The organism is Biomaibacter acetigenes (assembly GCF_003691585.1).
Lineage (GTDB): Bacteria > Bacillota > Thermosediminibacteria > Thermosediminibacterales > Tepidanaerobacteraceae > Biomaibacter > Biomaibacter acetigenes.
In genome coordinates, this window is the sequence record NZ_CP033169.1 from 3,022,444 (window position 1) to 3,048,846 (window position 26,403).

A 26,403-nucleotide genomic window follows, 5' to 3' on the forward strand; every position below is an offset into this window, starting at 1 on the left:
AATAATAATATTACTTTTCATGATATTTCCATGGCTCACCTCCACAATTATTTTCAAATATTGAGGATAGAGCTGTGTAAATCCCCCATACCATATATGTTCCTGAAGTGCTGCCTATGGAAAATACCCTCAGGGCAGCATCCGCTAATCTCTTTTTTTCAATACCGCAAGAAAAAATGCATTCCAGCAGGTCCGTCAAAGCTTTGGGCCCTTCTCCCAGGGCAGCGGCCTTTAGCATCTGCCGGCTTATGATATGGGTTTTCGAGGCGTTGCTGCGGATAAAATAAAGAAAACCATCAACCAGGGCAGAAATATCCACCACAGGATATACGGCCTTGTCGGCGGGGTCCGGTGCATCTTTTTCTCCCGTCGAATCCGCCCGGGATCTGGACTCTAAATATATATATGAATAGATTACAGCCAGCATAAAACCCGATAAAAAATCATCTCCGGAAGGGGTCAGCCCCTGCCCTAGGCCTATCAAACTTCGGGCCGAGGGGGGAAACTGTGTTGGAACCGGCTTATCCCTGCAAAATTCACCCCAGTCCCGTACAAAACAAGACAATCTGCTATATATGCCCAAATTATCATATGCTATACGGCCATTAGCCTCTTTTAAAAATCCGCCCAACAGAAAAATGTTTTGTTTTACGTTTTTTATATTTTCCGGCACCGGAATATGGGGTTTGAAATTATAAATATCTATGTGCTCAAAATCCATGATTTCCAGGCCATTTACCCGGAAACCACCGCCATCCCAGCATATAGCACGGGTTGCCTCCAGTTCCCTCCATACCGGTTTACCATCCCAAATACATATGGTATAGGGCCCCAGATATTCCCGTGTGTTTACAAATCCGAGAAGTTCCCCATGAAATTCAGCATTAAAGGCTTTGCTGAAGACCGAGTGGATTTTTCCTTTTGGAAAATTTTGCAATATATCAAGGGCTCTACTACCGATGATGGCCTTCATATACGGTCCCTGCCATTAAATACAATCTTGATATATATAATTTCGGTTTTTTACCCGCCAATCCTTTGTGATTTATTAACAATATTCATCTGAGCGTTTTGGTGCAATATTCATAAAATAAAGTATGGCTTCAAGCACCCCGCCACCTATAGCCCGGGCCTTATCGGATATGGTATAGCAATAGTCCACAATCTGTCTCGGGTCTACATCGCCTATTTTCATACCCTTGAAAACCTCAGTCCCGTCTCTTATCATGCCCCTTACCACACCATCAATAGAGGCTTCTACAGGAGTTCCCGATACCTCAGCCACCACGCAGTCTGCCTTTACAGTGCTTCCGATATCATGGAAAACCTTAATTTTACCATCTGCAGGGGCATAAATAACTCTTTCTTTAGAAAATCCAAGAATCTCTCCCGGTATGCCGGTATTTTCCCGAGCTCTGCCGGAAAATATGACCTTACCCAGATTATGCCCTCTTTGAGTTTCCACCACGGCGTGGCAGTCCAGCCCTGCGCAGAATCCCGGGCCTACCCCTATCACTATTGGCGCCATGTCCATACTCGTGCCGAGGTTCTTTTTTGCCATTATGGCATCCACCAGCGCCAAAGGTTTTAGCTCATCGAGTAGCCTGGCTTCAGGATCTATCAATACGGCAATGGAATTTTCACTGATGATTTTCAAGGCCTGAGCCACATCCTGGGCAAATCTTGCAGTGACGCCTTCCACGGTGATGGTCCCGTCATAAACGGCCTCGGATAAGGCCACCCTGCGCCTTATGGCCATGGGTTGCCGAACTTCGAGCATAATAATTTTAAAGCCACAGCGATAAAGCCTGTGGGCTATCCCTGTGGCCAGGTCTCCCGCTCCCCGGATCACAACGGTGGTGTTTTCATTTATTTTCATGAACCCGCACCTCCCTTTTTTGACAGAGATACTCCGGTAGTTCCATTTCTCACCATCATTATTTCCGCCAGTATGCTGAGGGCAATCTCTTCCGGAGTTTCAGCGCCCAGGTCCAGGCCTATAGGTGCGTAAACTTTCCTTAAAAGGGCCTCCTCCATACCTTCGCTCCTCAGCTGTGCAAATACATCGGCCACCTTTTTTCTGCTGCCTATCATTCCGATGTAACCGGCATCGGTTTTCAATGCTGCCTCCAGCATCATCTTATCCTGGCGGTGCCCCCGGGTCACGATGACTATGGAAGTCCCGCGGTCTATCTCGCAGCCTGACAGTGCCCTGGCCATGTCTTCCTCCACCAGGATATCGTCCACTTCCGGAAACCTCTGACGGTTGGCCCATTCCGGCCTATCGTCGATTACCGTCACTTTGCAGCCCGTCATGACCGCCATATCCGCCAGGGCTTTTCCCACATGGCCACCTCCGGCTATGATGACATGGGGCCGGGACTTAAAAACCTCAATGAAGAGTTCCACATCACCTCCGCAGAGCATGGGAAGCCCGCCGGCCTTGCTCTGGTTTAAAGTGTATGCGGCAAGATGGGATCTGCCTTCTCTGATGGCTGATCTTGCTTCTTCGATGGCTCTGGCCTCCACCAGACCTCCGCCCACGGTGCCGATGGCGCTCCCATCGTCAAACACCAGCATTTTGGCCGCATCATGGCGAGGTACGGAACCCTCGGCCTTTATCACCGTAACCAGGGCAAAAGACTTGCCTTCCCGCTGGGCTTTTAAAACCTCCTCGAAAATATTTATGGGACCTTTTTTTACGTCTGCCATGGAAAACATCACCTTTCGAATAATATTTCATTTATATTCATAAGGCTTGAACTGGCATAGATAATCCACATCCTCAATTATCCCTGAATCATCTATCTCAAGGTATGAAGTGTCCTCCGGATGGTTGTTTATCACCTGCCTGGCACCCATATCTCCGGAGACCTCAAGAATCTCTCCTTTGTATTTAACAGAAATTATGGGCGGATGTCCCCTGCGGCCTTTATAGACAGGAACCACAATTCCAAAGCCGCATTTATGGTAAAAATCTATAAGGCTGTCGATGATGCCGCTTTTTATGTAAGGCATATCTCCAAGAAGTATGGCAAAAGCCTCTGCCTCCTCCGGGAGGCTTTTTATCCCCAGTTTGAGGGAGGAGCTCATCCCTTCGGAGTAACCGGAATTGAACACCGCCGGTATGCCGTATTTTGCCGCAGCCTGTTCTCCAAAAGCCCTCTCATGGCCTGTTACCATTATTACTCCGGCCAAAGTGGAGCAGCAGGTTGCATCAAGCACCCGGTACAGCATGGGTTTGCCATCTATCATCCTGGAAAGTTTGTTCCCTCCTGCCCTTCGGCCCTCCCCGGCAGCAAGTATTATGCCATATACCACCATATTGTTCCTCCTACCAGATTTCAATAATAGGATCTTCCTCCAAAAGGGATGTGATGAGAATTTTACCGATAAATAATTTCGATTTCTGGCTTGAATCTCCTTCTTTTTCACAACATTTCCCGGCATCTCCCCGAAGGGCTTCAGCAAGCTTTGTCCGCACTTTTGATGCAATCTGTCTGGCTTTATCAAGCAATATAAAATCTTCGGCCTTGTTTAGCACCAGGATCTTTTTAGAGAATAGTCCGGCATTTTTAAAAAGTCCCCGGGGACTCAATATTAACCTTGCAATGATTTCACAATCTATCATGGAACCCATGGATGTGCCGGTGATCTCCGATAGCAGTTCTGGCCTGTGAACGGTTTTCTCATCCAGGGTTCTTCCTATCGCATCCATTCCGATAACCCCAAACACCTGCGTGGCTTTTTGCGGCACCACTGGCTCGTGAGGTCCCGGAGCCTTAATGGGCTTTCTTCTGGAACCATCGGCTTCCACAAGGATGTAGCTGCAAGCCCCCTCTTCAAAAAGTTCATCCAGCACCTCCGACAAAACGCCCTTTATTTTGTCGCCTTCTATTAACTGCTCCGCCAGGGTGACCATATTTGTCTGTCCGAAAGCTTTACATATTTTTTCTTTCGCAGAAAACGGATTATTGTCGAGAATCAGGGGACCTCCCTGTTCCGACAGTGGTTTGAACATCCTGGTAGTGGTGGATATAAGAACTTTATTGCCGGCCCTGCTCAATTCTCTTGCCAGACGGAAAATCAGAGCTGTCTTTCCGCCCGCCCCTACCACTGCTATCATTTCCCTGTCCTTTAATTCACAGGCCTCTACAATATCCATGGCTTACACTCTCCCTGGAATTCAATAAAAAAGGGAACCACCCGGTTCCCGAAGTCTAACCCTGGATCATACTATTTCGTCTCCGCCTCTTCTCTCGGCAGAATCTGGTTTAAAATTATGCCCAGAATGGCAGCAAGGCCCATACCTCCAAACTGAATACCACCCCAGATCTTAATGATGGCTCCACCTATGCCTATGACCAGAATGACACTGGAAATTAATAGATTTCTGGGCTGTTTGAAATCCACCTTGTTTTCCACCACGGTTCTGACACCGATGCTGGCAATCATACCGAAGAGTACTATAGATATACCACCAATGACCGGTTCCGGAATGGTCCGGATTGCTGCCCCCAATTTTTGAATGAAGGAAAGGAATATGGCCATGCAGGCTGCTATTCGCATAACTTCAGGTTTCCACACCCGGGTCAGGGCAAGAACTCCGGTATTTTCGGAATAGGTAGTGTTAGCAGGACCGCCGAAAATACCGGCCAGTGAGGTGCCGATGCCATCACCTATCAATGTCCTGTGAAGGCCGGGGTCTTTTACGAAGTCCTGTTCCACCGTGGCACCTACCGCCAGCACATCACCTACATGTTCCACCATGGTGGCAATGGCTACCGGTGCAATAAGTCCAATGGCAGCAGCATTGAATACCGGCCATGTAAAATCAGGCATGGCAAACCATTTGGCTTCCACGATGGGCTGGAAGTTTACTATACCTGCAATAAGAGATATGACATATCCTACTACAATACCGCTGATGACGGGAAGCAGCCGCAGGAATCCCTTTATATAAAGATTTACATAAGCTACTACCGCCAGCACTATAAGGGCAATCAACCAGTTTTTGCTGGCGCTACCTATGGCTACAGGCGCCAGATTCAAACCTATAACCATTATGATGGGACCGGTTATGACGGGCGGCAGCAGGGATTCCATGAATTTCGGCCCGAGAAAATAGACCAGCGCAGCCATTACACAGTAAAGCAAGCCCGCTACGATGATTCCTCCCTGGGCGGCTGGAATCCCCATCTCTTTTACCACCAGTGCCACAGGGGCTATAAAAGCAAAGGATGAACCCAGGAATATTGGAACTTTTCTTTTAGTAACCAGATGAAACCACCAGGTCCCTATGCCTGCAGTGAACAACGCCACACTAACACTAAGACCTGTCAACAAAGGAACAAGAACCGTCGCACCAAACATGGTAAAGGTATGCTGGACTCCAAGAATGAAAAGCTGACCAAAGGGCAAATAATCCCCCGGCCTTATGGGACCACTTACCTGAGTTTTGACAGCCGGTTGGCTGCTTGCCATAGAATTTCCCCCTTTCATTTTTTTTGAAAAACTAATACTGATTACCCCCTTTGTCTAATTTTTGTCTCTAATTAGCTTAACCAAAAATCCCAGGAAAATCAAGTTTTTGTAACCTTATTTTTTATTTTTTTCCATACCTGTTCGGAAGTGATGGGCAGTTCTTTAATGTCAATGCCCAGAGCATCATACAGGGCATTACCTAATGCCGACGGCACTGATATCATGGGATGTTCGGCCACACCCCGGGCTCCGAAGGGTCCATCCAGCTGGGGGGTTTCTACGAAAAGAGGTATCAGTGTTTCCGGAATATCTTTGGCTGTGGGTATCTTGTAATCGGTAAAGGAATTGTTCAATAATTTTCCATCTTTATTGTAGACATAGCCTTCCAGCAGGGCGGTTCCGAGGCCCTGGACCACTCCACCGGTAATCTGGCCTTCGCACAAAATCCTGTTTATCACTCGGCCCACGTCAAAGGCGGAAACCACCTTTTTGACATGGATTTCACCGGTCCTGACATCCACTTCGATTTCTATTCCATGGGCACCATAGGTCCAGTCTATGGCAGGTAGCCCCTGGCCGGTTTCCGGGTCAAGATTGGTAAGACCCTGAGCAATATAGCTTCCCCTCCCTATGAGCGGTCCTCCTATGGCATTGCCGTTTGGATACACATAGCCCATGGCCAACTGCTGATAGGTCACGTACTCATCGGGATTATGCTTGATATACACCTTCTCATTGTCTATTTCCAGTTCATCTTCCGGGGCTCTGAGCACCGCCGAGGCCACCTTTTTCATCTGTTCTATCAAATCCCTGGCGGCTTTTATGACAGCATTGCCCCCCATAAAAGTATATCTGCTGGCCACGGTCTGCCAGTCATAGGGCCCGGTGTCGGTGTCGTTTTCCCATACCACGTGGACTTTTTCCAGGGGCATTTTTAAGACTTCAGCCGCAATCTGGGCAAGGGCCGTGTATGTCCCCTGGCCGTAATCCGTCCCCGATGTAAGCACATCCACAGAACCATCTTCGTTGAATTTGATAATGGCCGATGATGATGTAAATGTAGGCATGGCCGGGGCCTTGTGAAGCACGGCTATCCCTTTGCCTTTCACTCTGCCGGTGACAAATTCCTTTTTACGCTCTTCTTCGGTTTTACTGCCTTTCCAACCAATCTCCTTTGCCACCATCTCCAGGCATTTGTCGACACGCCCGGTATTTTCTCTTATCTTTTCCCCGGTGATGGTGATGGAACCGGGCTTCAGCAGGTTTTTCATCCGCAGTTCATAGGGGTCAATGCCCATTTCATGGGCTATAATATCCATCTGCCTTTCTATAGCCCAGAAAAATTCTACATGGCCAAATCCCCGGTATGCCGTACCATAAGGATGGTTCGTATATATGGTGTAGGAATCTATCCTGACATTGTCTATATCATAAGGGCCCGCGCCGGAATATCCCGAAGCCCTTCCGATGTTTACACCGTAGTCAGCATAGGCTCCGGCATCCCAGTAATATGTTATGTCTTCTGCCAGAATTCTTCCTTCCGCTGACACCCCGGTTTTTATCCTGGCAATGATTCCCTGGCGCACCGGTATGGTATTGAATTCTTCCTCCCTGGTGGCTACCAGTTTCACCGGCCTGCCGCCGGCTTTTCTGGAAAGAGTGGCAGCCAGAGGTTCCAGATGAATTCCCGCCTTGCCGCCAAATCCTCCACCTACATACGGAATCACTACATGAATTCTGGAATGGGGAATATTGAAAGCCACACTCATGAGGTTTCTGACGGTAAAAGGTGACTGAGCCGACGTATATATATTAATCCTGCCGCTGGGCAGCCATTCGGCGATTACTGCATGGGTTTCCATAGGCACGTGCTGCACCTGGGGCATACGGAATTCATTTTCAAAGATTCTGTAAGATTCTTGAAATCCTTTTTCTACATCACCCTTCCGGAGCTTAAAATGATTGGCTATGTTGGTATTGGGTCTGGGATTGAATACTCCTTTCATGAAACTGTAACTTCCCAGTTCTTCATGGACCAGAGGAGCATCCTCTTTTAACGCCTCCACAGGGTCAAACACCGCGGGCAGGGGTTCATATTCCACTTTAATGAGCCTCACGGCTTCTTCGGCGATTTCTTCGCTCACCGCCGCTACAGCCGCCACAGCTTCGCCCTGGTATCTTACCTTGTCCTTTGCAAGAATATCTTTATCCACCAGATAAAGCCCCAGTTTATATGGAAGTTCCGGGCCTGTAAGAACCGCCTTGACTCCCGGAAGTTTTTCAGCCCGGGAGGTATCTATGGAGCAAATCTTAGCGTGGGCGTGGGGACTTGTAAGAATCCTGGCATAGAGCATCCCCGGCAGTTTCATGTCATGCACGTATCTGGCGCTGCCGGTTACTTTATCGACGCTCTCGATCCTGGGTATACTTTTACCGATATATGATTCATTCATCTATGCTCCCCCCTTTGGGCCACTTCTTTTATGGCCTCAATAATGGGATAATAGCCGGTGCACCGGCATAGATTGCCGGCTATGGCTTCCTTTATTTCTTCTTCTGTGGGGTTTGGATTTCTGTCAAGAAGGGCCTTGGCTGACATGATCATGCCCGGAGTGCAGAAGCCGCACTGCACTCCCTGATGCTTTATAAAAGCCTCCTGAACAGGGTGTAGTTTACCGTCTTTTGCAAGCCCTTCAATGGTGGTTATCTCGTGCCCATCAGCTTCCACAGCCAGCACCAGGCAGGAATTTACAGCCTTTCCATCAAATAAAACGGTACAGGCGCCGCATTCTCCCGCTCCGCAGCCTTCCTTTGTCCCTGTCAGGGCCAGTTCTTCCCGCAGAACCGACAGAAGGGTCCTGTTTTCTTCAACGTTGACGCTGTAACTTTCTCCATTTACGGAAAGTGTTATATCCCTTTTCATGTGATATCACCTTCCTGCTGTAAAATATCCCCGAGGATCCTTTCCAGGTAAATATCTACAATGGCAGCCCTGTATTCCTTTCCGGCCCGTATATCGTCTATTGGATTGATTATTGCTTTTACCTGCTCCCGTGCTGTTTCCAGTATTTCATCATATTTCATCCCTGCCGCGTCAAATTCACAGCAAACAGGGGTGGGCGCACATGCGCCTACTGCCAGCCGGACCGTGGTACCATCATAAAATCCCGCAACTCCCACGGCCGAAAGGTCATGTCCTCTTGAGCGGGACTTTTTCAAATACCTGCCCCTGCCTTTCGCCAGAGGCAATCTTATCCTCGTTACAATCTCATCGGGTAAAAGACAGTTCCTTTTCACACCGGTAAAAAAATCTTTCAGCGCAATCTCCCTGCTTCCATTTTTCCCACGCGCATCCACTGCGGCATTGAGCACCAACAGCGCCGGCGCCATGTCCGCCGCCGGTGATGCATTGCAGAGGTTTCCAACCACCGTAGCCCTGTTTCTTACCTGATGCGATGCCAGTGTGGCTCCGGCTTCTGCTAGAAGAGGCATCTTTTCCCTGACTTCCCTGGATTCTATAAGTTCGTTTATAGTAACGGCAGCCCCAATAAAAAGTTCTCTGTCGGATATTTGTAAATTTTTTAGCTCCTTTATGCCTTTTATGTCCACAAGGTGTGAAGGGGACATCGAGCCGTTTCTAATAGATACAATAATATCGGTACCGCCCGCCAAAACCCTGGCATTCGGCTGCCCCAGCATCTTCACCGCTTCATCAATGCTTCCGGGCCTGTGATAAATAAACTTTCTTAACATCATATCACCTCCAATATTTCAATTTTTTTACTCCATCGAATATTAATCCTGACAATAACCTAAAATTGACTCCATTTAACCTTTTGACAATATATCAAACTTTCTCATATTAAAATTTATTATGAATTTCGCCGTCAAAATTTACATTCCCTTTGTAATTATTTAACAAAAAGTAATGGTACACTTTTCTAAATATCAATAAAAAAATATAGCAGATCTTCTGCTATATTGAAACAAATTCCTCGGGTTTTTGCAGCGTCATACCAAAAAAATACATCAGGCTCTGGGCTATCCTCTTTGACGCAAAACCGTCACCGTAGGGATTTACCGCATTGGCCATTCTGTCATATTCATCTTTATTGGTTATCAGTTTTGTGGCTTCCTCGCAAATCCTGTGCCGGTCCGTGCCGACAACTTTCACGGTGCCGGCCCTCACAGCCTCGGGCCTTTCGGTTTCATTTCTCAAAACCAGTACCGGCTTCCCCAGAGATGGCGCTTCTTCCTGGAGCCCCCCCGAATCGGTCATCACCATGTAGCATCTGGCCATAATATTGTGCATCTCATCCGTGTCCAGCGGGGGCAGCAGGATTATGCGGTCATGACCGCCCAGAATGCTGTAAGCCACATCCCTGACAGCGGGATTTAAATGTACGGGATAAACTATTACAACTTCAGGATTTTTTTCCACCATGTCCAGCAGGCCGCGGCATATGTCTTTCAGGGGTTCGCCAAGGTTTTCCCTTCTGTGGGCGGTTACCAGCACCACCTTTTTCTTTTTATAATCTATACGGTTGAGAATATCCGTTGAAAATATAAAGTCCTTTTTCACTGTGGTTTTCAGTGCATCGATGACGGTGTTGCCCGTTACAAAGATACTGTCAGGGTTTACTCCTTCCCTCAGCAGATTCTCCCTGGAAGTATCGGTAGGCGAAAAATGCAGGTCCGCCAGGGAACCGGTCAATTTTCTATTCATCTCCTCGGGGAAGGGCAGCCATTTGTTAAAAGTCCTGAGACCCGCCTCTACATGGCCCACCTTTATGTGCATGTAAAATGCCGCCAGAGCTCCTATAAATGTGGTGGTGGTGTCGCCATGGACCAGCACCACATCAGGACGGGATTTTTCCAGGACATCTTTTAATCCGGTCAGTGCCCTTGCAGTGATGTCAAACAATGTCTGCCTGTCTGTCATGATGTCGAGGTCATAATCCGGCACCACATCAAAAAGGCTCAACACCTGGTCAAGCATCTGCCGGTGTTGAGCCGTGACTGCCACTTCACAATGGAAAAATTCATTCCTTTTTAATTCCTGTACCAGCGGTGCCATCTTTATAGCTTCCGGTCTTGTACCGAAAATGGTCAATACCTTTAACTTTCTCAATTTCAGGATTCCCCTTTACATGCTGTGTGTGGATTTTTTGGCTTCATGGGAAATATTGAGCTGTCTTATGGAAAACATCAATGTAAAAAGCACTACACAGAGGGCTATCACAGCTTCCTTCATTCCTATCTTTGCCAGTATTATGGAGCATATTCCCAGTGAAAGGCTGACAAAATACATGAATAAGACCGCCTGCTTCTGGGAAAGTCCAATAGCCATAAGCCTGTGGTGCAGGTGTCCCTTGTCGGCCTGCATGATGGGCTTTCCGTTCATAAAACGGCGCAGTATGGCAAAAGCGGTATCAAATATGGGCAGCCCCAGGGCCAGGATCGGAACTATCAGCGCTATGGCCGTTGCACTTTTCACAGCTCCGTCAATGGCTACCGCAGAAAGTATAAATCCCAGAAACATGGCTCCGGTATCTCCCATGAAAATCCTGGCAGGGTTGAAATTGTGCGGCAAAAATCCCACCGCAGCTCCTGCCAGCAGGGCTGTTACCAGCACCGCGTTAATCTGGTGGAGGCTGAGGTTGACCAGCATCATAGTGATGGACGCTATGGCGGCTATTCCTGCCGCCAGGCCGTCCAGCCCGTCGATGAAGTTCAGGGTGTTGGTTATGCCCACCACCCAGAAAAGAGTTATGGGTATACTCCATTTGCCGAGATAAAACATGCCCCCCAGGGGGTTTGTTACCCATTCCACCTTGAGACCAAAAAGCAAAAGAATACCCGCCGCAGCCACCTGCCCTAAGAGCTTTACTTTTGGAGGCAGGCTGTAAATGTCATCCAGGATTCCTATAATTACTATGAAAGCTCCGCCCAGAAGCATTCCCTTTATCGAAGAAAAGTTCAGGGGCAGAGTTACAAGACCGACTGCTGCAAAAGCGATAAATATGGCAAGGCCGCCCAGCCTCGGAATGGGCTTTTTGTGTACCCTCCTGCTATCCCTGGGCACGTCAATGGCGCCTATTTTCCATGCCAGTTTGATAATTCCGGGTGTGGCCACATATGCTATGACCATAGCCGTCAAAAACGCATATATGTATAGAGGCAATGTAATCGCTCCTTTTTTCGGTATAAGCTCACCTTTTTTAACTTCCATATAATTTTATTTTATTTTTTTCCTGTTGTCAATCAACGGAAAATGGAATTACCTCAACTCCTGCCTCCTCCAGCAGCCTCATTGCGAGTGTATCGGGATAATTTCCCTCATACACTATTCTTGTTATTCCTGCGTTTATAAGCATTTTCGCACAGAGCGCACAGGGCTGTGTGGTACAGTAAAGGGTAGCCCCTTTGATGCCGACACCCCAGATGGCAGCCTGAATTATAGCGTTCTGCTCTGCATGGATGCCCCTGCAGAGTTCATGGCGCTGCCCCGAAGGTATATTCAATTCATCCCGAAGGCACCCCACTTCCTCACAGTGAGCGATACCGGTGGGAGCTCCGTTGTACCCGGTAGTCATTATTCTCTTATCCTTAACAATGACGGCCCCCACCTGCCTTCTAAGGCAGGTGGAACGTTTTGCCACCACATGGGCTATTTCCATGAAATAACTGTCCCAGGAAGGTCTCATGATATATGTCCCTACTTGGTCCCGAAAAGCCTGTCGCCGGCATCTCCAAGGCCGGGGACTATGTATCCGTGGGAGTTAAGTTTTTCATCCACGGCAGCGGTATATATCTCCACATCCGGATGTTTTTTATGCACCGCAGCAATTCCCTCGGGCGCCGCTATGAGGCACATGAGCTTTATGCTGGTGACACCTTTTTCCTTCAGGAAGTCCACAGCCATAGTGGCTGAACCTCCGGTGGCCAGCATTGGGTCCAGTATAATGAGCTCGCGCTCGTTTACATCGGCAGGCAGCTTGCAGTAATATTCTACCGGGGTCAGGGTGTCCGGGTCCCTGTAAAGGCCTATGTGGCCGACTTTGGCGGCAGGGATTAATTTCAACATGCCGTTCACCATACCCAGGCCCGCCCTGAGTATGGGTATAATTCCCAGCTTCTTGCCCGATATCATTCTGGCCTTGGCCGGCCCTATGGGAGTTTTTATCTGCACTTCCTCCAGGGGGAGGTTCCGGGTAACTTCATAGGCCATGAGCATTGCCACTTCTTCCACCAGTTCCCTGAATTCTTTAGCTCCGGTGTTTTCATCCCGGATAAGGGCAAGCTTATGCTGAATCAGAGGATGGTCAAAAACAAAAACATTTTTCCCATAATCCATAATCAACGCTCCCATCCTTTATTTTGAATAAAGCGGAAAGGCATCGCACAGCGATTTCACGGCTTTTGACACCTTTGCCCTGTGGAGTTCGTCACCTCCGTGGCTGAGGGCTTCGTCTATGAGTTCAGCTATTTTTTCCATTTCCTGCTCTTTCATTCCTCTGGAAGTCAAGGCAGGTGTGCCTATGCGAATGCCGCTGGTAATATTTGGTTTTTCCGGATCAAAGGGAATGGCATTCTTGTTTACGGTAATTCCCACATCATCCAGCATCTTTTCCGCTACCTTGCCTGTGAGATTTTTGTTCCTCAAGTCTACCAGTATAAGATGGTTGTCGGTTCCTCCGGATACAAGGTTGTATCCTCTATCCAGTAGAGCTTTTGCCAGAGTTGCGGCGTTCTTGACCACCTGATTCTGATATTCTTTAAATTCCTGCGTTAGAGCTTCTTTCAAGCACACAGCCTTTGCCGCAATAACATGCATCAGCGGTCCACCCTGGGTTCCGGGGAAAATGGCCTTATCGATGATTTTGGCATATTCCTCCTTGCATAATATCATACCTCCCCTGGGGCCTCTCAGGGTCTTGTGGGTGGTGGTGGTCACAAAGTCCGCCACCGGCACCGGGCTGGGGTGAATGCCTGCCGCCACCAGACCGGCTATGTGGGCCATATCCACCATGAAATAAGCCCCAACCTTTTTAGCAATACCGGAAAGCCTTACAAAATCGATTATCCTCGGGTACGCACTGGCTCCAGCAACAATCATCCTGGGCTTATGCTCTTCGGCAAGGGCCTCCACTTCATCATAATCTATGTATCCCGTTTCCCTGGATACTCCGTAGGGGATAAATTGAAAATATTTTCCCGAGATATTCACCGGGCTACCGTGGGTAAGATGGCCACCGTGGGCGAGATTCATGCCAAGAACCTTATCACCGGGATTAAGTGCAGCAAAATACACCCCCATGTTGGCCTGGGAACCGGAATGGGGCTGAACATTCACGTATTCCGCCGCAAACAGCTTCTTTGCCCGCCCAATGGCCAGGTTTTCAGCCATATCCACAAACTCGCAGCCGCCATAGTAACGCCTACCGGGATACCCCTCGGCATATTTGTTGGTGAGAACGGACCCCTGGGCTTCCATCACAGCCTTGCTGGTGAAATTTTCAGAGGCTATCATCTCCAGCTTGTTCTGCTGCCGCTGGGTCTCCTTCTCAATTATATCGGCAATTTCGGGATCTACCAGTTTTAAAATTTCCATCATAAACACACCTTTCATTAAAAATAATTATCACAACCATTAACAGATTTTGATCAGGTACCTGCTTACTCATTCAACTGGCAATATAAATAATTATTGCTCATTATTCTCATAATGGGATATCTTGTCGATTCTGCGTTTATGACGACCGCCTTCAAAATCGCCTTTAAGCCATTCTTCAACGATGGCTGTGGCGAGGCCGGGGCCGATGACCCTTCCTCCCATTGTAAGTACATTGGCATCATTGTGCATGCGGGACATCCTGGCTGAAAAAGTATCATGGCATAGAGCCGCCCTTATACCCTTTACCTTATTGGCTGCGATACATACACCTATCCCCGTACCGCAGATAATTATGCCGCGGGTAAATTCCCCGCGGGCCACGGCTTCAGCACATGGAATAGCCACATCGGGATAATCCACCGAATCCGTGGAAAAAGTTCCAAAGTCCTTATACTGTATATCTTTCTGTTCCAGGAACCTTATTATCTCCTTTTTTAATTCAAAACCTCCGTGGTCGCTGGCAATGGCTATTTTCAAGTTTGCTCACCCCGTAACCTTTTTTTACTCAACATAAAATATTTACTCGGTCTGTCAATTCATTATATAAAAAAATGACCGTACTTGTCTAGCTTTTTTCAAGTCTCGCCAAAACATTTTTCAATTTTTCTTTAATTTCATCAGCCACCCTGCGGTATGTCTGTTCGTCGCCGCCATAGGGGTCGGAGATGTCCACATTTTCATCTCCCCGCTGACCGGAAGCAAATTCCTCCAGCACAAATACCCTCCCTTTGGTCTCTGGGAATTTGTTCAAAATATAATCTTTGTGGTTTTTGGTCATGGTTAAAATCAGGTCCGCCTTTAAAATCTCTTCTGACAGAAGCCTTGCCCTATGGGATGAGATATCGATTCCTTCTTCCTTCATAACTTTCACGGCATTGGGTGATGCGGGCATCCCCTCTACCGCCGCTATACCGCAGGACTCCACCATTATATCCCTTTCCCTGCCCCGCTCCTTCAGTATTTTTTTAAACAGCGCTTCCGCCATGCTGCTCCTGCACGTATTGCCGGTACACACGAAAACAACTCTTTTCAACCCGGACCACCTCCAGTTATACTTTTATTATATTGTACCCCGCGGCTTTATAGAGCCTGTTCATCACCGCAAGCCCGAGGCCTTCTCGGGATATACCCTCCGCCAGAATTTCATCCACTCCCAGACGGTCGAATTTCCTGAGGATGGAGAAGAGATTGGAAGAAATGGTAAGGGGCGCGTCCCTGTCACCCACCGAAAGGACAATTCCCAGCGGATATTCCTGCCGGGTCTGGGCAGTGGCCATTATGCCCACTCTTTTGCCCGATGATTCCAGACTCCCGGCAAGGTCTATAATTTTAGCAATCTGAAGCTTTACAGGTCCTTCTACCAGAGTCATATGGGCTTTCGGAGCGTAATGCCTGTATTTCTGTCCCGGCGAGCGCGGCCTTTGCCCCGGCGAAAGCCCGGGGTCAATCTCTACATGCCCCAGGATTTTCTCCAGTTCTTCCTTCGGTAACCCTCCGGGCCTGAGTATCAAAGGCACCGGTCCGGATAGGTCCAGCACCGTGGATTCCACCCCTACCGGGCATGTCCCACCATCAAGGATCATGTCAATTTTACCATTCAAATCCTCCAACACATCCTGGGCGCATGTGGGACTGGGCTTGCCGGAGATATTGGCGCTGGGGGCCGCTATGGGAACCCCGGCGGCTTTTATGAGCTCAAGAGCTATCCTGTGGTCCGGCATCCTTATGGCCACTGTGTCAAGGCCTGCTGTGGTGCCAGATGGAATTACGGGTTTTTTCCTGAACAAAATGGTTAGAGGTCCGGGCCAGAAGGTTTTCATCAATTCGTCTGCTCCGGGAGGCACATCCTCTACGATGCCTTCCAGTTCTTTGATGTGCTGTATGTGCACTATAAGCGGATTGTCCTGGGGCCTGCCTTTGGCGGCATAGATTTTAGCCGCCGCATCTTCATCCAGGGCATTGCCTCCAAGGCCGTATACCGTTTCCGTGGGGAAGGCCACCAGTCCCCCTGCTCTTATTATTTCCGCAGCGGCGTTTATCAATTGCTGCTGCGGATAATCTTTATCCACCGCTACCAGCCTGGTTTTCAGCATATTATGTTACCTTCTTTAAATCAGATTAAAAAATACAGTTCCCACAATTAATCCAAGTATAAATCCCCGGGGAGATGCCTGTTCAACCAGAAAAACATCGGGCAGAATTTCCTCACATGTGGTGTATATCATGGCCCCTGCGGCAAACCCCAGGGATACAGTAATCAAAACCGGGGACACTTCTCCCAGAGCCTGCCCTGCCAGGGCTCCTAGCCCCATGGGTATCCCCGCCAGCGATGCATAAATAAATGCCCTCATGGATGTCTTCCCTGACAGCCTGAAAGCGGCAGCCACCGCCAGACCTTCCGGGATGTTGTGAATGGCCAGGGCTATAGCCAGAAAAATGCCCAGGCCGTTGGAGGCAGCATAACCGCTGCCTATGGCCAGGCCTTCAGGGAAGTTATGGCAGGTTATGGCCAAAAACAGCACCAGGCCGGCTCTGGCAAAATATGTTTCTATACTGTCATGATGAGGCCTTATGGATTCTATTAACCATTCGGAAACCATTAAAAATATTATCCCTATTATTATGCCTATCATAGTGTAAATCAAACCTGAAATCATGAGGGCTTCCGGCACCAGTTCAAGAAACACCGCCACCAGCATAATGCCCCCCGAAAAACCCAGGATGTCGCTCATCCTGCGCATCATGACATCCTTTATGAAAAACACATATAAACCTCCGGCGCCGGTACCCACCACGCCGGCTGCAAGGCCGATCAAAGTTGTGGTCAATATGGCCATACGATTCACCTCTACAGGTAAATCATATGCGCTGTCACAGCAATTATGATTACGGCGATTAATATATCAATATGCCAATAACCGCTGAAAGGGCTATGATGATGAGCGGGTTTATTTTAAGTAAATATAGCCCCACGAACACTGCTGTAGCCACAATAAAATCCTTTACACCGGAAAAAGAATTTCTGCCTACTGAATAGGCCGCCTGGACAATGAGGGCTATGACTGCAGGCCTTACCCCTTTGAAAAAGGCGTCCAGCATGGGAAGGTGCCGATATCTTAAAATAAGAAGCGCCAGTATCAGGATAATCAAAAAAGATGGTGCGGTGACACCCAGGGTGGCCATTGCCGATCCCCAGAAGCCTGCCACCTTGTAGCCAACAAAGGTGGCTGAGTTTATGGCTATGGGGCCCGGCGTCATCTGGGAAATGGCAATGACATCCAGAAACTCCTGCATGGGGAGCCAGTGGTGTATATCTATGATTTCCTTTTCTATGAGGGGAATCATGGCATAGCCTCCGCCAAAACTGAAGGCTCCCACTTTAAAAAATGCCCAGAAAAGTGCAAAATATATCATTTCTGGCCCCCTCCTTGTTTTGCAGTATCCTTTTTTAAAAACATTCCGACCAGACCCGACAATAAAATCACCAGTATGGGGTGTACATCAAATACAATCAAAGCCGCCAACGACAGCACCGCTATGGCTATACCGGTTTTATCTTTGAATGCGGCCTTCCAAAGATTTACGGCCGCTGCAAGGATCAGCACCACTATGGCAGGATATATGCCGTAAAAAGCCTTTTTCACATATGTGTTGGATTTCATGTCGGAATAAAAGAGGGCGACAAATAAAATTATAAGAAAGGATGGCAGTACGGTACCGAGAGTAGCGATCACCGAACCCAAAAATCCGGACAGCTTATAACCTATGTATATGGAGGAATTTACGGCCACAGCCCCCGGCGCCGATTGGGTCACGGCAATTATGTCAAGAAATTCCTCTTCTTTGATCCACTTCTGTCGGTCCACCATCTCAGTCTTCATTAATGGAATCATGGCAAAACCGCCGCCCAGGGTAAAGGCGCCTATTTTGAAAAAAGCCCAAAACATAAGCAGGAGCTCTTTGGGCGAAAGTTTTTGATTCAATTGTTTCACCACCTGATAGTTTTCTCAAAACCAGTTTCCCGAAAGTCCCATCAGACTCTAATTGCAGAAACAACCCGGTCATAGCCGGCATAATCCTTTATCACCTTAATTTCCTTAAAGTCGTTTGCTTTCAACAAATCCCGGACAACAGCAGCTTGATTCCATCCAATCTCCAGAATTATATGCCCTCCGGATTTTAAAAACTGAGGTGCTTTTGAAATGATTCTTTTATAATAGTCAAGGCCATCCATGCCGCCGTTTAAGGCTATTTCAGGCTCTTTTTTTATATCTTCTGGAAGATTGCCCATTTCGTCCTCCGGAATATATGGAGGATTGGACACTATCAAATCAAATTGCCCTAAGTTTTTTTCTTCAAAGGGCCGCCATAGATCCCCTTTTATAAAAAAAACCCTGTTTTCCACATGATGTTTTCGGGCATTATCTTTTGTATATTTTCCAGCAATTTCGGATATATCTGATGCAAAGACAATGGCATTAGGATGGTTTACAGCCACGGCCACGGCGATAGCTCCACTGCCGCAACATAAATCTACCGCTCTGGGTTTTTTTAAATTTTTAGTTACCCGAAGGGACTCTTCCACAGCAAACTCAGTTTCGGGCCGGGGTATAAGTACCCCGGGGCCTACGGATATATCAAGACCAAAAAACTCCTTATGTCCTGTTATATAGGCCACGGGTACATGACCGCATCTTAAATCCAGCAGCTTTTCAAAGCATGCGGTTTCTTCAACGGAGAGCTGGGCTTCATCATTTACTAAAAGCCTGAGGCGATCAAGCGAAAGCGCGTGGGCTAGAAGAAGCTCTGCATCCAGACCGGAATTTTCTACTCCACTCTCAGAAAGCTTCCGGCGGGCCATTTTCAGAACTTCGCGGATTTTCATCGAGCTATCGACTCCTGGCTTTCATCGGATTTTGCCAGTTTTCTCGCCTGGTCCTCCGCGATGAGGGCGTCTATGATGGGGTCCAGATCGCCGTTTAATATGTTTTCCAGTTGGTGAAGGGTCAGGCCGATGCGGTGGTCGGTGACGCGCCCCTGGGGAAAGTTATAAGTTCTTATTCTCTCGCTTCTATCGCCAGTACCCACCTGACTGCGGCGATTTTCCGCAATCTCCCTGTTCTGCTCTTCCTGCATCTTTTCAAGAAGCCTTGACCTCAAGACCTTCATGGCCTTTTCCCGGTTTTTAATCTGGGAACGCTCATCCTGGCATGTCACCACCATGCCTGTGGGGAGATGCGTTATCCTCACGGCAGAATCCGTGGTGTTCACACCCTGTCCGCCGTGGCCTGATGCCCTGTATATATCGATGCGCAGGTCCGCAGGGTTTATCTCCAGGTCCACTTCTTCAGCTTCGGGTAGGACGGCCACAGTGGCGGCAGATGTATGAATCCTGCCACCGGCTTCCGTAGTTGGTATGCGCTGCACCCGGTGGACCCCGGACTCATATTTCAAGCGGCTGAAGGCTCCACGGCCTGAAATTTCGAGGACCACCTCTTTAAAACCTCCCAATTCGGTGGGGTTTGAGCTCATAAGCTCTACCTTCCATCCCCTGCTCTCGGCATATCGGTTATACATCCTGAATAAATCCCCGGCAAAGAGGGCGGCTTCCTCGCCTCCGGTCCCCGCCCTTATTTCCATGATTACATCCTTTTCGTCATTGGGGTCTTTAGGGAGCAACATGATTTTCAGTTTTTCCGCAAGATTTGCGTATTTATCTTCAAGGGTTGCAATTTCGCTCTTTATTAATTCTTCCATCTCGCTGTCCCCGGAGTTTTCCTTCAACAATTCCCGGTTCTCATTTATTTCTACCGCCACCTTCTTATACTCCCGGTAGCAGGATACCAGCTCTTCCAGGGAAGCATGCTCTTTGGTGAGTTTTCTCCATTCTTCCTGTCTTGAAATCACTTCGGGGTCGCTGATTTTCTGAGTCAGTTCATCGTATCTTTTTTCAACTTCATCAAGTCTTTCTATCATAATCGATCACCTTCCGGAGGATTATAAAAGAATCTTTGATTCTAAATCCTCGGGCACAAGGCCCGACTTATTAAATCGGTAGATTCTCTTGAAACTTTGTGCGGCATTCTGCCGCAGTCGTTTTAAAGATTACAGAACGCTTTTCAATGCTTCCAGCGCCACTTCAATCTGTGATTCGTCCGGCTCCCGGGTAGTCAGCTTCTGAAGCCAGATGCCCGGTTTGCTCAAAATGTTCACGACCGGAGAACTGCTCCTGCCCGCGAGCCTGATAAATTCATAGGATACCCCCGCCACCAGCGGCAAAAGCAAAATCCTCGAAAGTATCCTCATGATGATGCCCGGCCAGCCCAGCAGGGAAAAAAGCAAAATGCTGACGACCATGACCACCATAAGGAAGCTGGTGCCGCACCTGGGATGAAGCGTGGTATACTTTGCGGCATTTTCAGGTGTAAGCTTTTCATCGTGCTCATAGCAGTGGACCGCCTTATGTTCGGCACCGTGGTATTCAAAGACCCTCCTTATATCCTTCATGGAAGAAATAATAAAAATGTAGGCAAGGAAAATTAAAATGCGCACCAGGCCTTCTATCATATTGAGCCAGAAGGGGCTTCTCATATTTTCCCCAATTAGTTTAACCGCAGCAGTGGGGATTATGATAAAAAGCAGTATAGCAAAGCCCACGGCGGTAAGTAAAGCCAGAGCGATATCCCTGCTGGAGAGCTTTTCCTCTTCATCTCCGGCTATGCCAGCCGAGTAGGAAAGAGCCTGGATACCGATGATTAGCATTTCCACCAGGGATAACATACCCCTGAGTATGGGTAGTTTAAGGAATTTATATTTGTCGGAAAGAGAGTGGTTTTCCTCTTTCTTTATTATAATCTCGTCATTTTTTCTGACGGCAATGGCGGTAAACTTCGGGCCGCGCATCATCACCCCTTCAATAACTGCCTGACCGCCTATGTTAGGTCTTACCGGTTTCATACAGCCCCCCCTTTAGCCATCATAAACCACTATCGTCGCGTTTTTACACTTAAATGAAGCTTGAATATTAATAAAGGCTAGAGCAAAACTCTAACCTTTAATGACTACTCCTGGTCCTTGAGACCGAATCTCTTCTTGAATCTTTCTACACGGCCGCCGGTATCCACCAGCTTTTGCTTGCCGGAAAAGAAAGGATGGCACTTGGAGCAAATTTCCACATGCAGCTCGGGTTTTGTGGACCCAGTCTCGAAGGTGTTGCCGCAGGCGCATTTCACTATGGCTTTTCCGTACTTGGGATGGATTCCTTCTTTCATCGTTTTCACCTCTCTAGCTTATTTTAAGCGAATTTCGCTCAATGTTTCCAGGGAATAAAAATACCTTTGTTATTATAGCACAGCTTTTCGTTTTTAACAAGGGATTTGGTTTAAAATTAGGTTATCGGCAGTTTATTGAAACCTAATTGTTAATCTGCAGTTATTCGGAAAACTTATATGGATAGTTATTCCAGTATAAAATTTGCCAAAAGCTATTGCCCCAACAAAAAGAATTTAATTTAAAGACAGTATAGCTTCATCGGAAAATAAATAAACTCCTGAGCAAGGCCAGGAGTTTATAAATGAGATAGTCAATATTTTATATTCAATTATAAAAAGTGCCAGATATATTGCAAAAGGGGCCACTATATTTTTTCTGTAAATCATGATTTTGATAAAGGCGAATAATTCAAGCCTGCCCTAGTATTCCCGTTTTCCTTTGCTTTAATTTACTTGTAATTTTAATATTTCTTCTTCAGACAAACCGGTAATTTCAATTATCTCGTCCACTTTTCTGCCTTTATTTATGAGTTTTCTTGCTATTTCTAACTTAGCTTCCAGCATGCCTTTTTCCATCCCTTTTTCCATCCCTATAATTTCCCTTTTTTGAAATTCTTCCTGTAAAGCTCTTTCAAGGTTATATATCATTTCATCCACCTCCTCGCTTTCTTCTATTACTTCTGAAAGCCCTCTCTTTTCCTTCTCGGGGAGTCCCCTTACTATCACTCTCTTTAACCATGTCTTGAACAGAAGAAATTCTTCGGGACTTAATTTTTTCAAAACATCTATGAGCTTTTGTAATCTTTGCTTGAGCTTTTCTATATCTGCTTTCTGGTCAATTAGAAATACAGCTCCTATCAGATTGGATAGTCCCATCAATTCTTCTTCACTGTACCGGTTTACATCTATCAGGATGTATTCAAAGTCTAGAACATGTTGTTTGAAAATCTCATAGCCATTCAGTATTTTTCTAAAGTTCATGGATACTGTCCAGTTGTTTTCACCGTTATATAATACTATCGGAATAATGGCAGGAAGTCTGAAATCTTTTCTTTCGGTTTCTGTCTTCGGTAAATCTTTTAGTATGCTTCTCCATATCTCTACCATGTAGAGCAGTAACCTATAAGGCATTTGAAAATCTACGGTTGACTGTAGTTCCAATAATATATAGAAAATTACTTCTTTGTTTTCTATCTTCAGTTTGTAGATTATATCTGCTTCCTTTTCGTCAAAGTCGGGCAAGATGAATGATTTATCCATTTTTTCTATTTTGTTTTCGTCGATTTGTTCTACCCATTCCTGGTTTATAAAGCTTTTTACTAGCTCCAGAAATACCCGCTTGCTGGATAGTAAAAACTTATAGCCTTTATCGTATTTGTTATGTAGGGGTTTTTCGCTAGTGTTTTCTTGATTATCTATGCACACTATAGTATTCCCCCTTTTTCACATTAACACAGGTTTTGATATCTTTTTTATGTATTATATCACAGTTTTCATTCTGCTGCAAAAGTCTGCTTGAGCCCGGATAAGCGTCAAGTATTTCTAGACTGCCACCTTTGCCTTATCATAAGAAGTATCGTATTCCTTGGAGCCTTCGACCGTTATGCTTATAGTCTTATTATCCCTTTCTTCATCAAGTTTTGTGATTTTTTCTCTAATGTCTATCTTCCTATACTCGAAATAAAGAAGTTTTCATCGTATTTTTTCACGGTGACATACTCTTCCCCCGTGGAGCTTCCCGCAGAAGTCATCCATAAAATATCGACCTTATATCTGTAGCTTCCATCCTCTCCTCTTTCCAACTCAGTTATTTTGTAGCTATCTACCAACTGAAATCAAGAAGATAGCAATTACAGGCAATAATTTTCTGTTCATTGTTAGTCCCTCCGATTATTACGTTATTTTTAACAAAAACAACAAGTGAGTGTTACTTATTACCTTAAAAACTTTTTAAATCCCGCAGATATTGCGCTTTATTCCATTAATTATAGCACGTCGGCCTCCCCTCCCTTCAACGTTATTCACCATTCGCTGTAAGGCCGGTACGAAGTAAAGCCGAAAAAGTTCCATTAAAAAAGCGGAACTTTTTTCGACTTTTTTCGTCTAACCTTATTGAATAATAGAAATTATTTTAGGCTGTACTTGCTTAATTTTAAAAAAGGGCGGTGCTCCATGAAGAAGACCATCTTTATAGTTGTTTTTATTGTTATTTTCATTATTCCAGTTACTTATTACACATTAAAGACCCAGGCTTTGACGGAATCCCTTTCTCGAGTAAATCCTTCTTCAGAGGAAAACTCAAAAAGCAATGATAATAAAGATAAAGCCCCGGATATAAGTTCACAGGTTTCCTCCCCTGAAAAGAAAAGTCCCGCAAAGCCGGAACTTTTACCCTACAATGGCCCTATAGAAAATATATTTTTTCATCCACTTATTGCATACCCCAAACTTGCCTTTGATGGGGACTATCTTTCAAAGGGATATGATGACTGGTTCGTCACCGTAAATGAATTCAAGAGAATCCTTGAGGCTCTTTACAAAAACAATTACATACTGATAGATACGAAATCTATTTTTGAGGAAAAGATAGTGGATGGAAAAAAAGTCCTGGTTAAAAAAACCTTGATGCTTCCCCCGGGCAAAAAACCCCTTATAATATCGGTGGATGACCTAAATTATTATGACTACATGATTAAAAACGGCAATGTTTTCAGGCTGATACTGGACGAAAACGGAAATGTAGCCACCTATTCCGTTTCTCCAGAGGGGGAAGTAGTTATCTCGCATGATAATGAAATAATTCCTATTCTTGATAATTTTGTAAAGGAACATGAGGACTTTTCGCTTCATGGGGCAAAGGGCATTATTGGCCTCACGGGTTATCAGGGCATCCTGGGGTACAGAACCAATGAAGCAGACTCTATATCCTATGAAAGGCAAAAAAGCGAAGCTCTGCAGGTGGTCAAGCGCTTAAAGGAAACCGGGTGGGAATTTGCCTCCCACAGTTACGGTCATCCTGATGTGAGAAAAATTAGTTTAGAAAAGTTGAAAAGAGATACCTTGAAATGGAAAATGGAGGTAGAACCCCTGATAGGGCCAACACCCGTATATATCTACCCTTACGGCAGCAGCCTTTCTTCAAAGGATCCCAAGTTTAAATTTTTATTGGAATCGGGATTCAAAGTTTTTTACGGTGTAGGCCCAAAACCCTATGAAAACTTTGAGAGTAAATTTGTAGAAATGGACAGAAGGCATATAGATGGTATCGCTATGAAAACTCGGGACAAGATGCTCTCACCTCTGTTCGATGTCCGGGAAGTTATAGATAGCGTAAGGCCTGTATCTTCAACTCAAAATTTGCCTTTTTTTATCGGCTCACCATAAACGGGCCCATATATTCTTTTAAACTTATCTGGTCCCGTGCAATATCAAAGAAAGGAGCTGAGAATTAACAGCCCCCTTCGTGTTCTTTACAAAATTATTTCAATTCGTTGAGTAGCCTTACGCTATATTCACCTGCTGAATCCGAAGGCTTTCATCATGAGCCTATTTATATCGGTGTTATCCATATGTCTGGCAAAATCGGAGGCATTGGGGCCGTAAGCCATTACAGGTACGTCTGTTCCGGTATGGCCTCCGGAAGTCCAGCCTGCGAAAGCCCTCTTGCTGATAATATCGGCCACAGTGTTCGATACTGCATAAGAGTCTGTTTTCTGGGCTTTGAAGGCGTCCAGCATGGCAACCTGCTCATAGGGGGTAAGGTCTGTAATACCAAAATACTGGGCAAAAATATCCTTATAATTATCCGCTGTAAATTTGGATGCTATAACATCTTCAATGGAGTTCTTTTGAGCTTTTAAAACTTCTGGCTTGAAGTTGTACTGGCCGTATCCGCCGATGGAAAGTCCGCCGGTCTCATGATCTGCAGTTACGATAACCAGAGTATCATTGCGGGATTTTGCAAAGTCAAGAGCTACTTTTACGGCATCATCAAAGGCTATGACATCTTTGGCGACAGTTGCTGCATCATGGCCATGAGAGGCGTGGTCGATGCGGCCGCCTTCCACCATAAGGAAGAATCCTTCCTTATCCTTGCTCAAAATGTCGATAGCCTTTTTGGTCATTTCTGCAAGGCTGGGTTCTTTTGCGGCATCTCTGTCAATATCATAGCTAGCATGGCTGCTCTTAAAAAGGCCGAGAAGTTTTCCGCCGGTGACCTTGTTCATGTCATCCCTGGTTTCCACAAAGGTGTAACCCATGTTTTTGGCTTCGGTAATTAGGTCCCTGCCATCTTCTCTCTTGCCGCCCTGGTCTTTAGTCACGAAATATCTTTTTCCACCGCCTAAAAGCACATCAACTTTATGGTTGAGCATATCAACGGCTATTTCATTTTCGGCATCGCGGTCCGCATTGTGGGAGGCAAAAACGGCAGGAGTAGCATGAGTGATTCTGGTGGTAGTCACAAGACCGGTAGCCTTGCCGTTTTCCTGGGCATATTCGAGTATAGTCTTTACAGGTTTTTTGTTTACATCTACACTTATGGCCGCATTGTAGGTTTTAACACCTGTAGCAAGAGCCGTTCCGGCGGCCGCCGAGTCCGTGACCCACTTTTCTACAGGGTCATTGGGATATGTAGATGCGGTGCCGTTAAATGTAAAACCGTCCATGGTGAGAGCGCTGTCCTTCATTATACGTCCCAGTGTCATCTGACCGTATCCCATGCCGTCGCCGATGAGCAAAATTACATTCCTGGCGGGAGCGGCAGCTTCGGCAGCAGGAATATAGGAAGAAACAACGACCGATAATACCATAACCGCTGCCAGCAACAAACCTATACTCTTTTTGGAAAACAACCTCACAAAAACCCCTCCTCAAAATAATAAAAAATTTAACGCCTGTATTTATTTTATTAGAACTGTTTTAAAATAATGTTAATGAAATGTTAATCATTGTTATATTCTGGTTAAGAGT

Annotated in this window: 27 protein-coding genes; 1 reads left to right on the forward strand and 26 read right to left on the reverse strand. The window is 46.4% G+C overall.

Annotation, left to right across the window (positions count from 1 at the left end; all coding sequences use genetic code 11):
* Positions 1–10: 10 nt before the first annotated feature.
* From D2962_RS15465 to D2962_RS15580, 25 genes are all read right to left on the reverse strand, one after another.
* Entirely contained in the window at positions 11–973 is a 963-nt protein-coding gene (locus tag D2962_RS15465; RefSeq protein WP_122015503.1) for an oxamate carbamoyltransferase subunit AllH family protein, read from the reverse strand.
* A gap of 75 nt (positions 974–1,048) precedes the next feature.
* A complete protein-coding gene (yqeB, locus tag D2962_RS15470) occupies positions 1,049–1,879 on the reverse strand; it encodes a selenium-dependent molybdenum cofactor biosynthesis protein YqeB (protein WP_122015504.1) in 831 nt (276 codons plus the stop codon).
* Positions 1,876–2,712, reverse strand: a complete 837-nt coding sequence (locus tag D2962_RS15475) for an XdhC family protein (protein WP_162991255.1) — start codon at positions 2,710–2,712, stop codon at positions 1,876–1,878. Before D2962_RS15475 ends, yqeB begins: the two co-directional genes overlap by 4 nt.
* A 27-nt stretch (positions 2,713–2,739) precedes the next feature.
* The gene (locus tag D2962_RS15480; protein ID WP_162991256.1) at positions 2,740–3,324 is read right to left on the reverse strand and encodes a nucleotidyltransferase family protein; all 585 of its coding nucleotides are present in this window, start codon (positions 3,322–3,324) and stop codon (positions 2,740–2,742) included.
* Between the two features lie 10 nt (positions 3,325–3,334).
* Positions 3,335–4,165 (reverse strand): selenium cofactor biosynthesis protein YqeC, encoded by an 831-nt coding sequence (gene yqeC, locus D2962_RS15485; RefSeq protein ID WP_122015507.1) that lies wholly within the window; start codon positions 4,163–4,165, stop codon positions 3,335–3,337.
* Between the two features lie 71 nt (positions 4,166–4,236).
* The gene (locus tag D2962_RS15490; protein WP_122015508.1) at positions 4,237–5,484 is read right to left on the reverse strand and encodes a uracil-xanthine permease family protein; all 1,248 of its coding nucleotides are present in this window, start codon (positions 5,482–5,484) and stop codon (positions 4,237–4,239) included.
* Between the two features lie 98 nt (positions 5,485–5,582).
* On the reverse strand, positions 5,583–7,937 hold the full coding sequence (locus tag D2962_RS15495) for a xanthine dehydrogenase family protein molybdopterin-binding subunit (protein ID WP_122015509.1): 2,355 nt from the start codon (positions 7,935–7,937) through the stop codon (positions 5,583–5,585).
* Complete coding sequence (locus D2962_RS15500; protein WP_122015510.1) at positions 7,934–8,407, reverse strand: (2Fe-2S)-binding protein; 474 nt, start codon at positions 8,405–8,407, stop codon at positions 7,934–7,936. Before D2962_RS15500 ends, D2962_RS15495 begins: the two co-directional genes overlap by 4 nt.
* Positions 8,404–9,240, reverse strand: a complete 837-nt coding sequence (locus D2962_RS15505) for an FAD binding domain-containing protein (protein ID WP_122015511.1) — start codon at positions 9,238–9,240, stop codon at positions 8,404–8,406. Before D2962_RS15505 ends, D2962_RS15500 begins: the two co-directional genes overlap by 4 nt.
* Positions 9,241–9,460: 220 nt before the next feature.
* Complete coding sequence (gene wecB / locus D2962_RS18225; protein WP_222927587.1) at positions 9,461–10,615, reverse strand: non-hydrolyzing UDP-N-acetylglucosamine 2-epimerase; 1,155 nt, start codon at positions 10,613–10,615, stop codon at positions 9,461–9,463.
* Between the two features lie 15 nt (positions 10,616–10,630).
* A complete protein-coding gene (locus tag D2962_RS18230) occupies positions 10,631–11,668 on the reverse strand; it encodes a glycosyltransferase family 4 protein (protein WP_245984753.1) in 1,038 nt (345 codons plus the stop codon).
* Positions 11,669–11,744: 76 nt separating this feature from the next.
* Positions 11,745–12,191, reverse strand: a complete 447-nt coding sequence (locus tag D2962_RS15515) for a deoxycytidylate deaminase (protein WP_120767288.1) — start codon at positions 12,189–12,191, stop codon at positions 11,745–11,747.
* Between the two features lie 11 nt (positions 12,192–12,202).
* The gene (gene upp, locus D2962_RS15520; protein ID WP_120767289.1) at positions 12,203–12,841 is read right to left on the reverse strand and encodes a uracil phosphoribosyltransferase; all 639 of its coding nucleotides are present in this window, start codon (positions 12,839–12,841) and stop codon (positions 12,203–12,205) included.
* 18 nt (positions 12,842–12,859) lie between these two features.
* Entirely contained in the window at positions 12,860–14,098 is a 1,239-nt protein-coding gene (locus D2962_RS15525; RefSeq protein WP_120767290.1) for a serine hydroxymethyltransferase, read from the reverse strand.
* Positions 14,099–14,191: 93 nt separating this feature from the next.
* Positions 14,192–14,638 (reverse strand): ribose 5-phosphate isomerase B, encoded by a 447-nt coding sequence (rpiB, locus tag D2962_RS15530; RefSeq protein ID WP_122015512.1) that lies wholly within the window; start codon positions 14,636–14,638, stop codon positions 14,192–14,194.
* Between the two features lie 88 nt (positions 14,639–14,726).
* On the reverse strand, positions 14,727–15,194 hold the full coding sequence (locus D2962_RS15535) for a low molecular weight protein arginine phosphatase (protein ID WP_120767292.1): 468 nt from the start codon (positions 15,192–15,194) through the stop codon (positions 14,727–14,729).
* 16 nt (positions 15,195–15,210) lie between these two features.
* The gene (locus D2962_RS15540; RefSeq protein ID WP_122015513.1) at positions 15,211–16,254 is read right to left on the reverse strand and encodes an L-threonylcarbamoyladenylate synthase; all 1,044 of its coding nucleotides are present in this window, start codon (positions 16,252–16,254) and stop codon (positions 15,211–15,213) included.
* Between the two features lie 15 nt (positions 16,255–16,269).
* Entirely contained in the window at positions 16,270–16,998 is a 729-nt protein-coding gene (locus D2962_RS15545) for a ZIP family metal transporter (protein ID WP_120767294.1), read from the reverse strand.
* Positions 16,999–17,056: 58 nt separating this feature from the next.
* Positions 17,057–17,575: a chromate transporter gene (locus D2962_RS15550; RefSeq protein WP_120767295.1), complete on the reverse strand. Its 519-nt coding sequence runs from the start codon at positions 17,573–17,575 to the stop codon at positions 17,057–17,059.
* Positions 17,572–18,108, reverse strand: coding sequence for a chromate transporter (locus tag D2962_RS15555; protein WP_120767299.1), 537 nt, complete (start codon positions 18,106–18,108; stop codon positions 17,572–17,574). The genes D2962_RS15550 and D2962_RS15555 overlap by 4 nt, the downstream gene beginning before the upstream one ends.
* An 86-nt stretch (positions 18,109–18,194) precedes the next feature.
* Positions 18,195–19,046: a peptide chain release factor N(5)-glutamine methyltransferase gene (gene prmC / locus D2962_RS15560; RefSeq protein ID WP_120767296.1), complete on the reverse strand. Its 852-nt coding sequence runs from the start codon at positions 19,044–19,046 to the stop codon at positions 18,195–18,197.
* Positions 19,043–20,137, reverse strand: a complete 1,095-nt coding sequence (prfA, locus tag D2962_RS15565; protein ID WP_120767297.1) for a peptide chain release factor 1 — start codon at positions 20,135–20,137, stop codon at positions 19,043–19,045. The genes prmC and prfA overlap by 4 nt, the downstream gene beginning before the upstream one ends.
* A gap of 129 nt (positions 20,138–20,266) precedes the next feature.
* Positions 20,267–21,118, reverse strand: coding sequence for a DUF1385 domain-containing protein (locus D2962_RS15570; protein WP_120768668.1), 852 nt, complete (start codon positions 21,116–21,118; stop codon positions 20,267–20,269).
* A 104-nt stretch (positions 21,119–21,222) separates the two neighbouring features.
* Positions 21,223–21,432, reverse strand: coding sequence for a 50S ribosomal protein L31 (rpmE, locus tag D2962_RS15575; protein WP_120768670.1), 210 nt, complete (start codon positions 21,430–21,432; stop codon positions 21,223–21,225).
* A gap of 444 nt (positions 21,433–21,876) precedes the next feature.
* Positions 21,877–22,857, reverse strand: coding sequence for an Rpn family recombination-promoting nuclease/putative transposase (locus tag D2962_RS15580; protein ID WP_222927588.1), 981 nt, complete (start codon positions 22,855–22,857; stop codon positions 21,877–21,879).
* Positions 22,858–23,604: 747 nt separating this feature from the next.
* Between D2962_RS15580 and D2962_RS15585 the strand changes: the two genes are divergently transcribed.
* The gene (locus D2962_RS15585) at positions 23,605–24,816 is read left to right on the forward strand and encodes a polysaccharide deacetylase family protein (RefSeq protein ID WP_122015514.1); all 1,212 of its coding nucleotides are present in this window, start codon (positions 23,605–23,607) and stop codon (positions 24,814–24,816) included.
* Between the two features lie 128 nt (positions 24,817–24,944).
* On the opposite strand, the gene D2962_RS15590 is transcribed toward D2962_RS15585, so the two are convergent.
* Complete coding sequence (locus D2962_RS15590; RefSeq protein WP_122015515.1) at positions 24,945–26,291, reverse strand: alkaline phosphatase; 1,347 nt, start codon at positions 26,289–26,291, stop codon at positions 24,945–24,947.
* Between the last annotated feature and the right edge of the window lie 112 nt (positions 26,292–26,403).

Coding starts and splice junctions, on each gene's coding strand:
- rpmE (WP_120768670.1), bottom strand. CDS start 21,432: ATGAAAGAAGGAATCCATCCCAAGTACGGAAAAGCCATAGTGAAATGC.
- D2962_RS15555 (WP_120767299.1), bottom strand. CDS start 18,108: ATGTTTTGGGCTTTTTTCAAAATAGGCGCCTTTACCCTGGGCGGCGGT.
- D2962_RS15500 (WP_122015510.1), bottom strand. CDS start 8,407: ATGAAAAGGGATATAACACTTTCCGTAAATGGAGAAAGTTACAGCGTC.
- D2962_RS15550 (WP_120767295.1), bottom strand. CDS start 17,575: ATGATATATTTTGCACTTTTCTGGGCATTTTTTAAAGTGGGAGCCTTC.
- D2962_RS15465 (WP_122015503.1), bottom strand. CDS start 973: ATGAAGGCCATCATCGGTAGTAGAGCCCTTGATATATTGCAAAATTTT.
- D2962_RS15475 (WP_162991255.1), bottom strand. CDS start 2,712: ATGGCAGACGTAAAAAAAGGTCCCATAAATATTTTCGAGGAGGTTTTA.
- D2962_RS15515 (WP_120767288.1), bottom strand. CDS start 12,191: ATGAGACCTTCCTGGGACAGTTATTTCATGGAAATAGCCCATGTGGTG.
- prfA (WP_120767297.1), bottom strand. CDS start 20,137: ATGATAGAAAGACTTGATGAAGTTGAAAAAAGATACGATGAACTGACT.
- upp (WP_120767289.1), bottom strand. CDS start 12,841: ATGGATTATGGGAAAAATGTTTTTGTTTTTGACCATCCTCTGATTCAG.
- prmC (WP_120767296.1), bottom strand. CDS start 19,046: ATGAAAATCCGCGAAGTTCTGAAAATGGCCCGCCGGAAGCTTTCTGAG.
- D2962_RS15585 (WP_122015514.1), top strand. CDS start 23,605: ATGAAGAAGACCATCTTTATAGTTGTTTTTATTGTTATTTTCATTATT.
- D2962_RS15480 (WP_162991256.1), bottom strand. CDS start 3,324: ATGGTGGTATATGGCATAATACTTGCTGCCGGGGAGGGCCGAAGGGCA.
- D2962_RS15570 (WP_120768668.1), bottom strand. CDS start 21,118: ATGAAACCGGTAAGACCTAACATAGGCGGTCAGGCAGTTATTGAAGGG.
- D2962_RS15540 (WP_122015513.1), bottom strand. CDS start 16,254: ATGCTGAAAACCAGGCTGGTAGCGGTGGATAAAGATTATCCGCAGCAG.
- yqeC (WP_122015507.1), bottom strand. CDS start 4,165: ATGGATATTGTAGAGGCCTGTGAATTAAAGGACAGGGAAATGATAGCA.
- D2962_RS15495 (WP_122015509.1), bottom strand. CDS start 7,937: ATGAATGAATCATATATCGGTAAAAGTATACCCAGGATCGAGAGCGTC.
- D2962_RS15490 (WP_122015508.1), bottom strand. CDS start 5,484: ATGGCAAGCAGCCAACCGGCTGTCAAAACTCAGGTAAGTGGTCCCATA.
- D2962_RS15505 (WP_122015511.1), bottom strand. CDS start 9,240: ATGATGTTAAGAAAGTTTATTTATCACAGGCCCGGAAGCATTGATGAA.
- yqeB (WP_122015504.1), bottom strand. CDS start 1,879: ATGAAAATAAATGAAAACACCACCGTTGTGATCCGGGGAGCGGGAGAC.
- D2962_RS15525 (WP_120767290.1), bottom strand. CDS start 14,098: ATGGAAATTTTAAAACTGGTAGATCCCGAAATTGCCGATATAATTGAG.
- D2962_RS15545 (WP_120767294.1), bottom strand. CDS start 16,998: ATGGCCATATTGACCACAACTTTGATCGGCCTTGCAGCCGGCGTGGTG.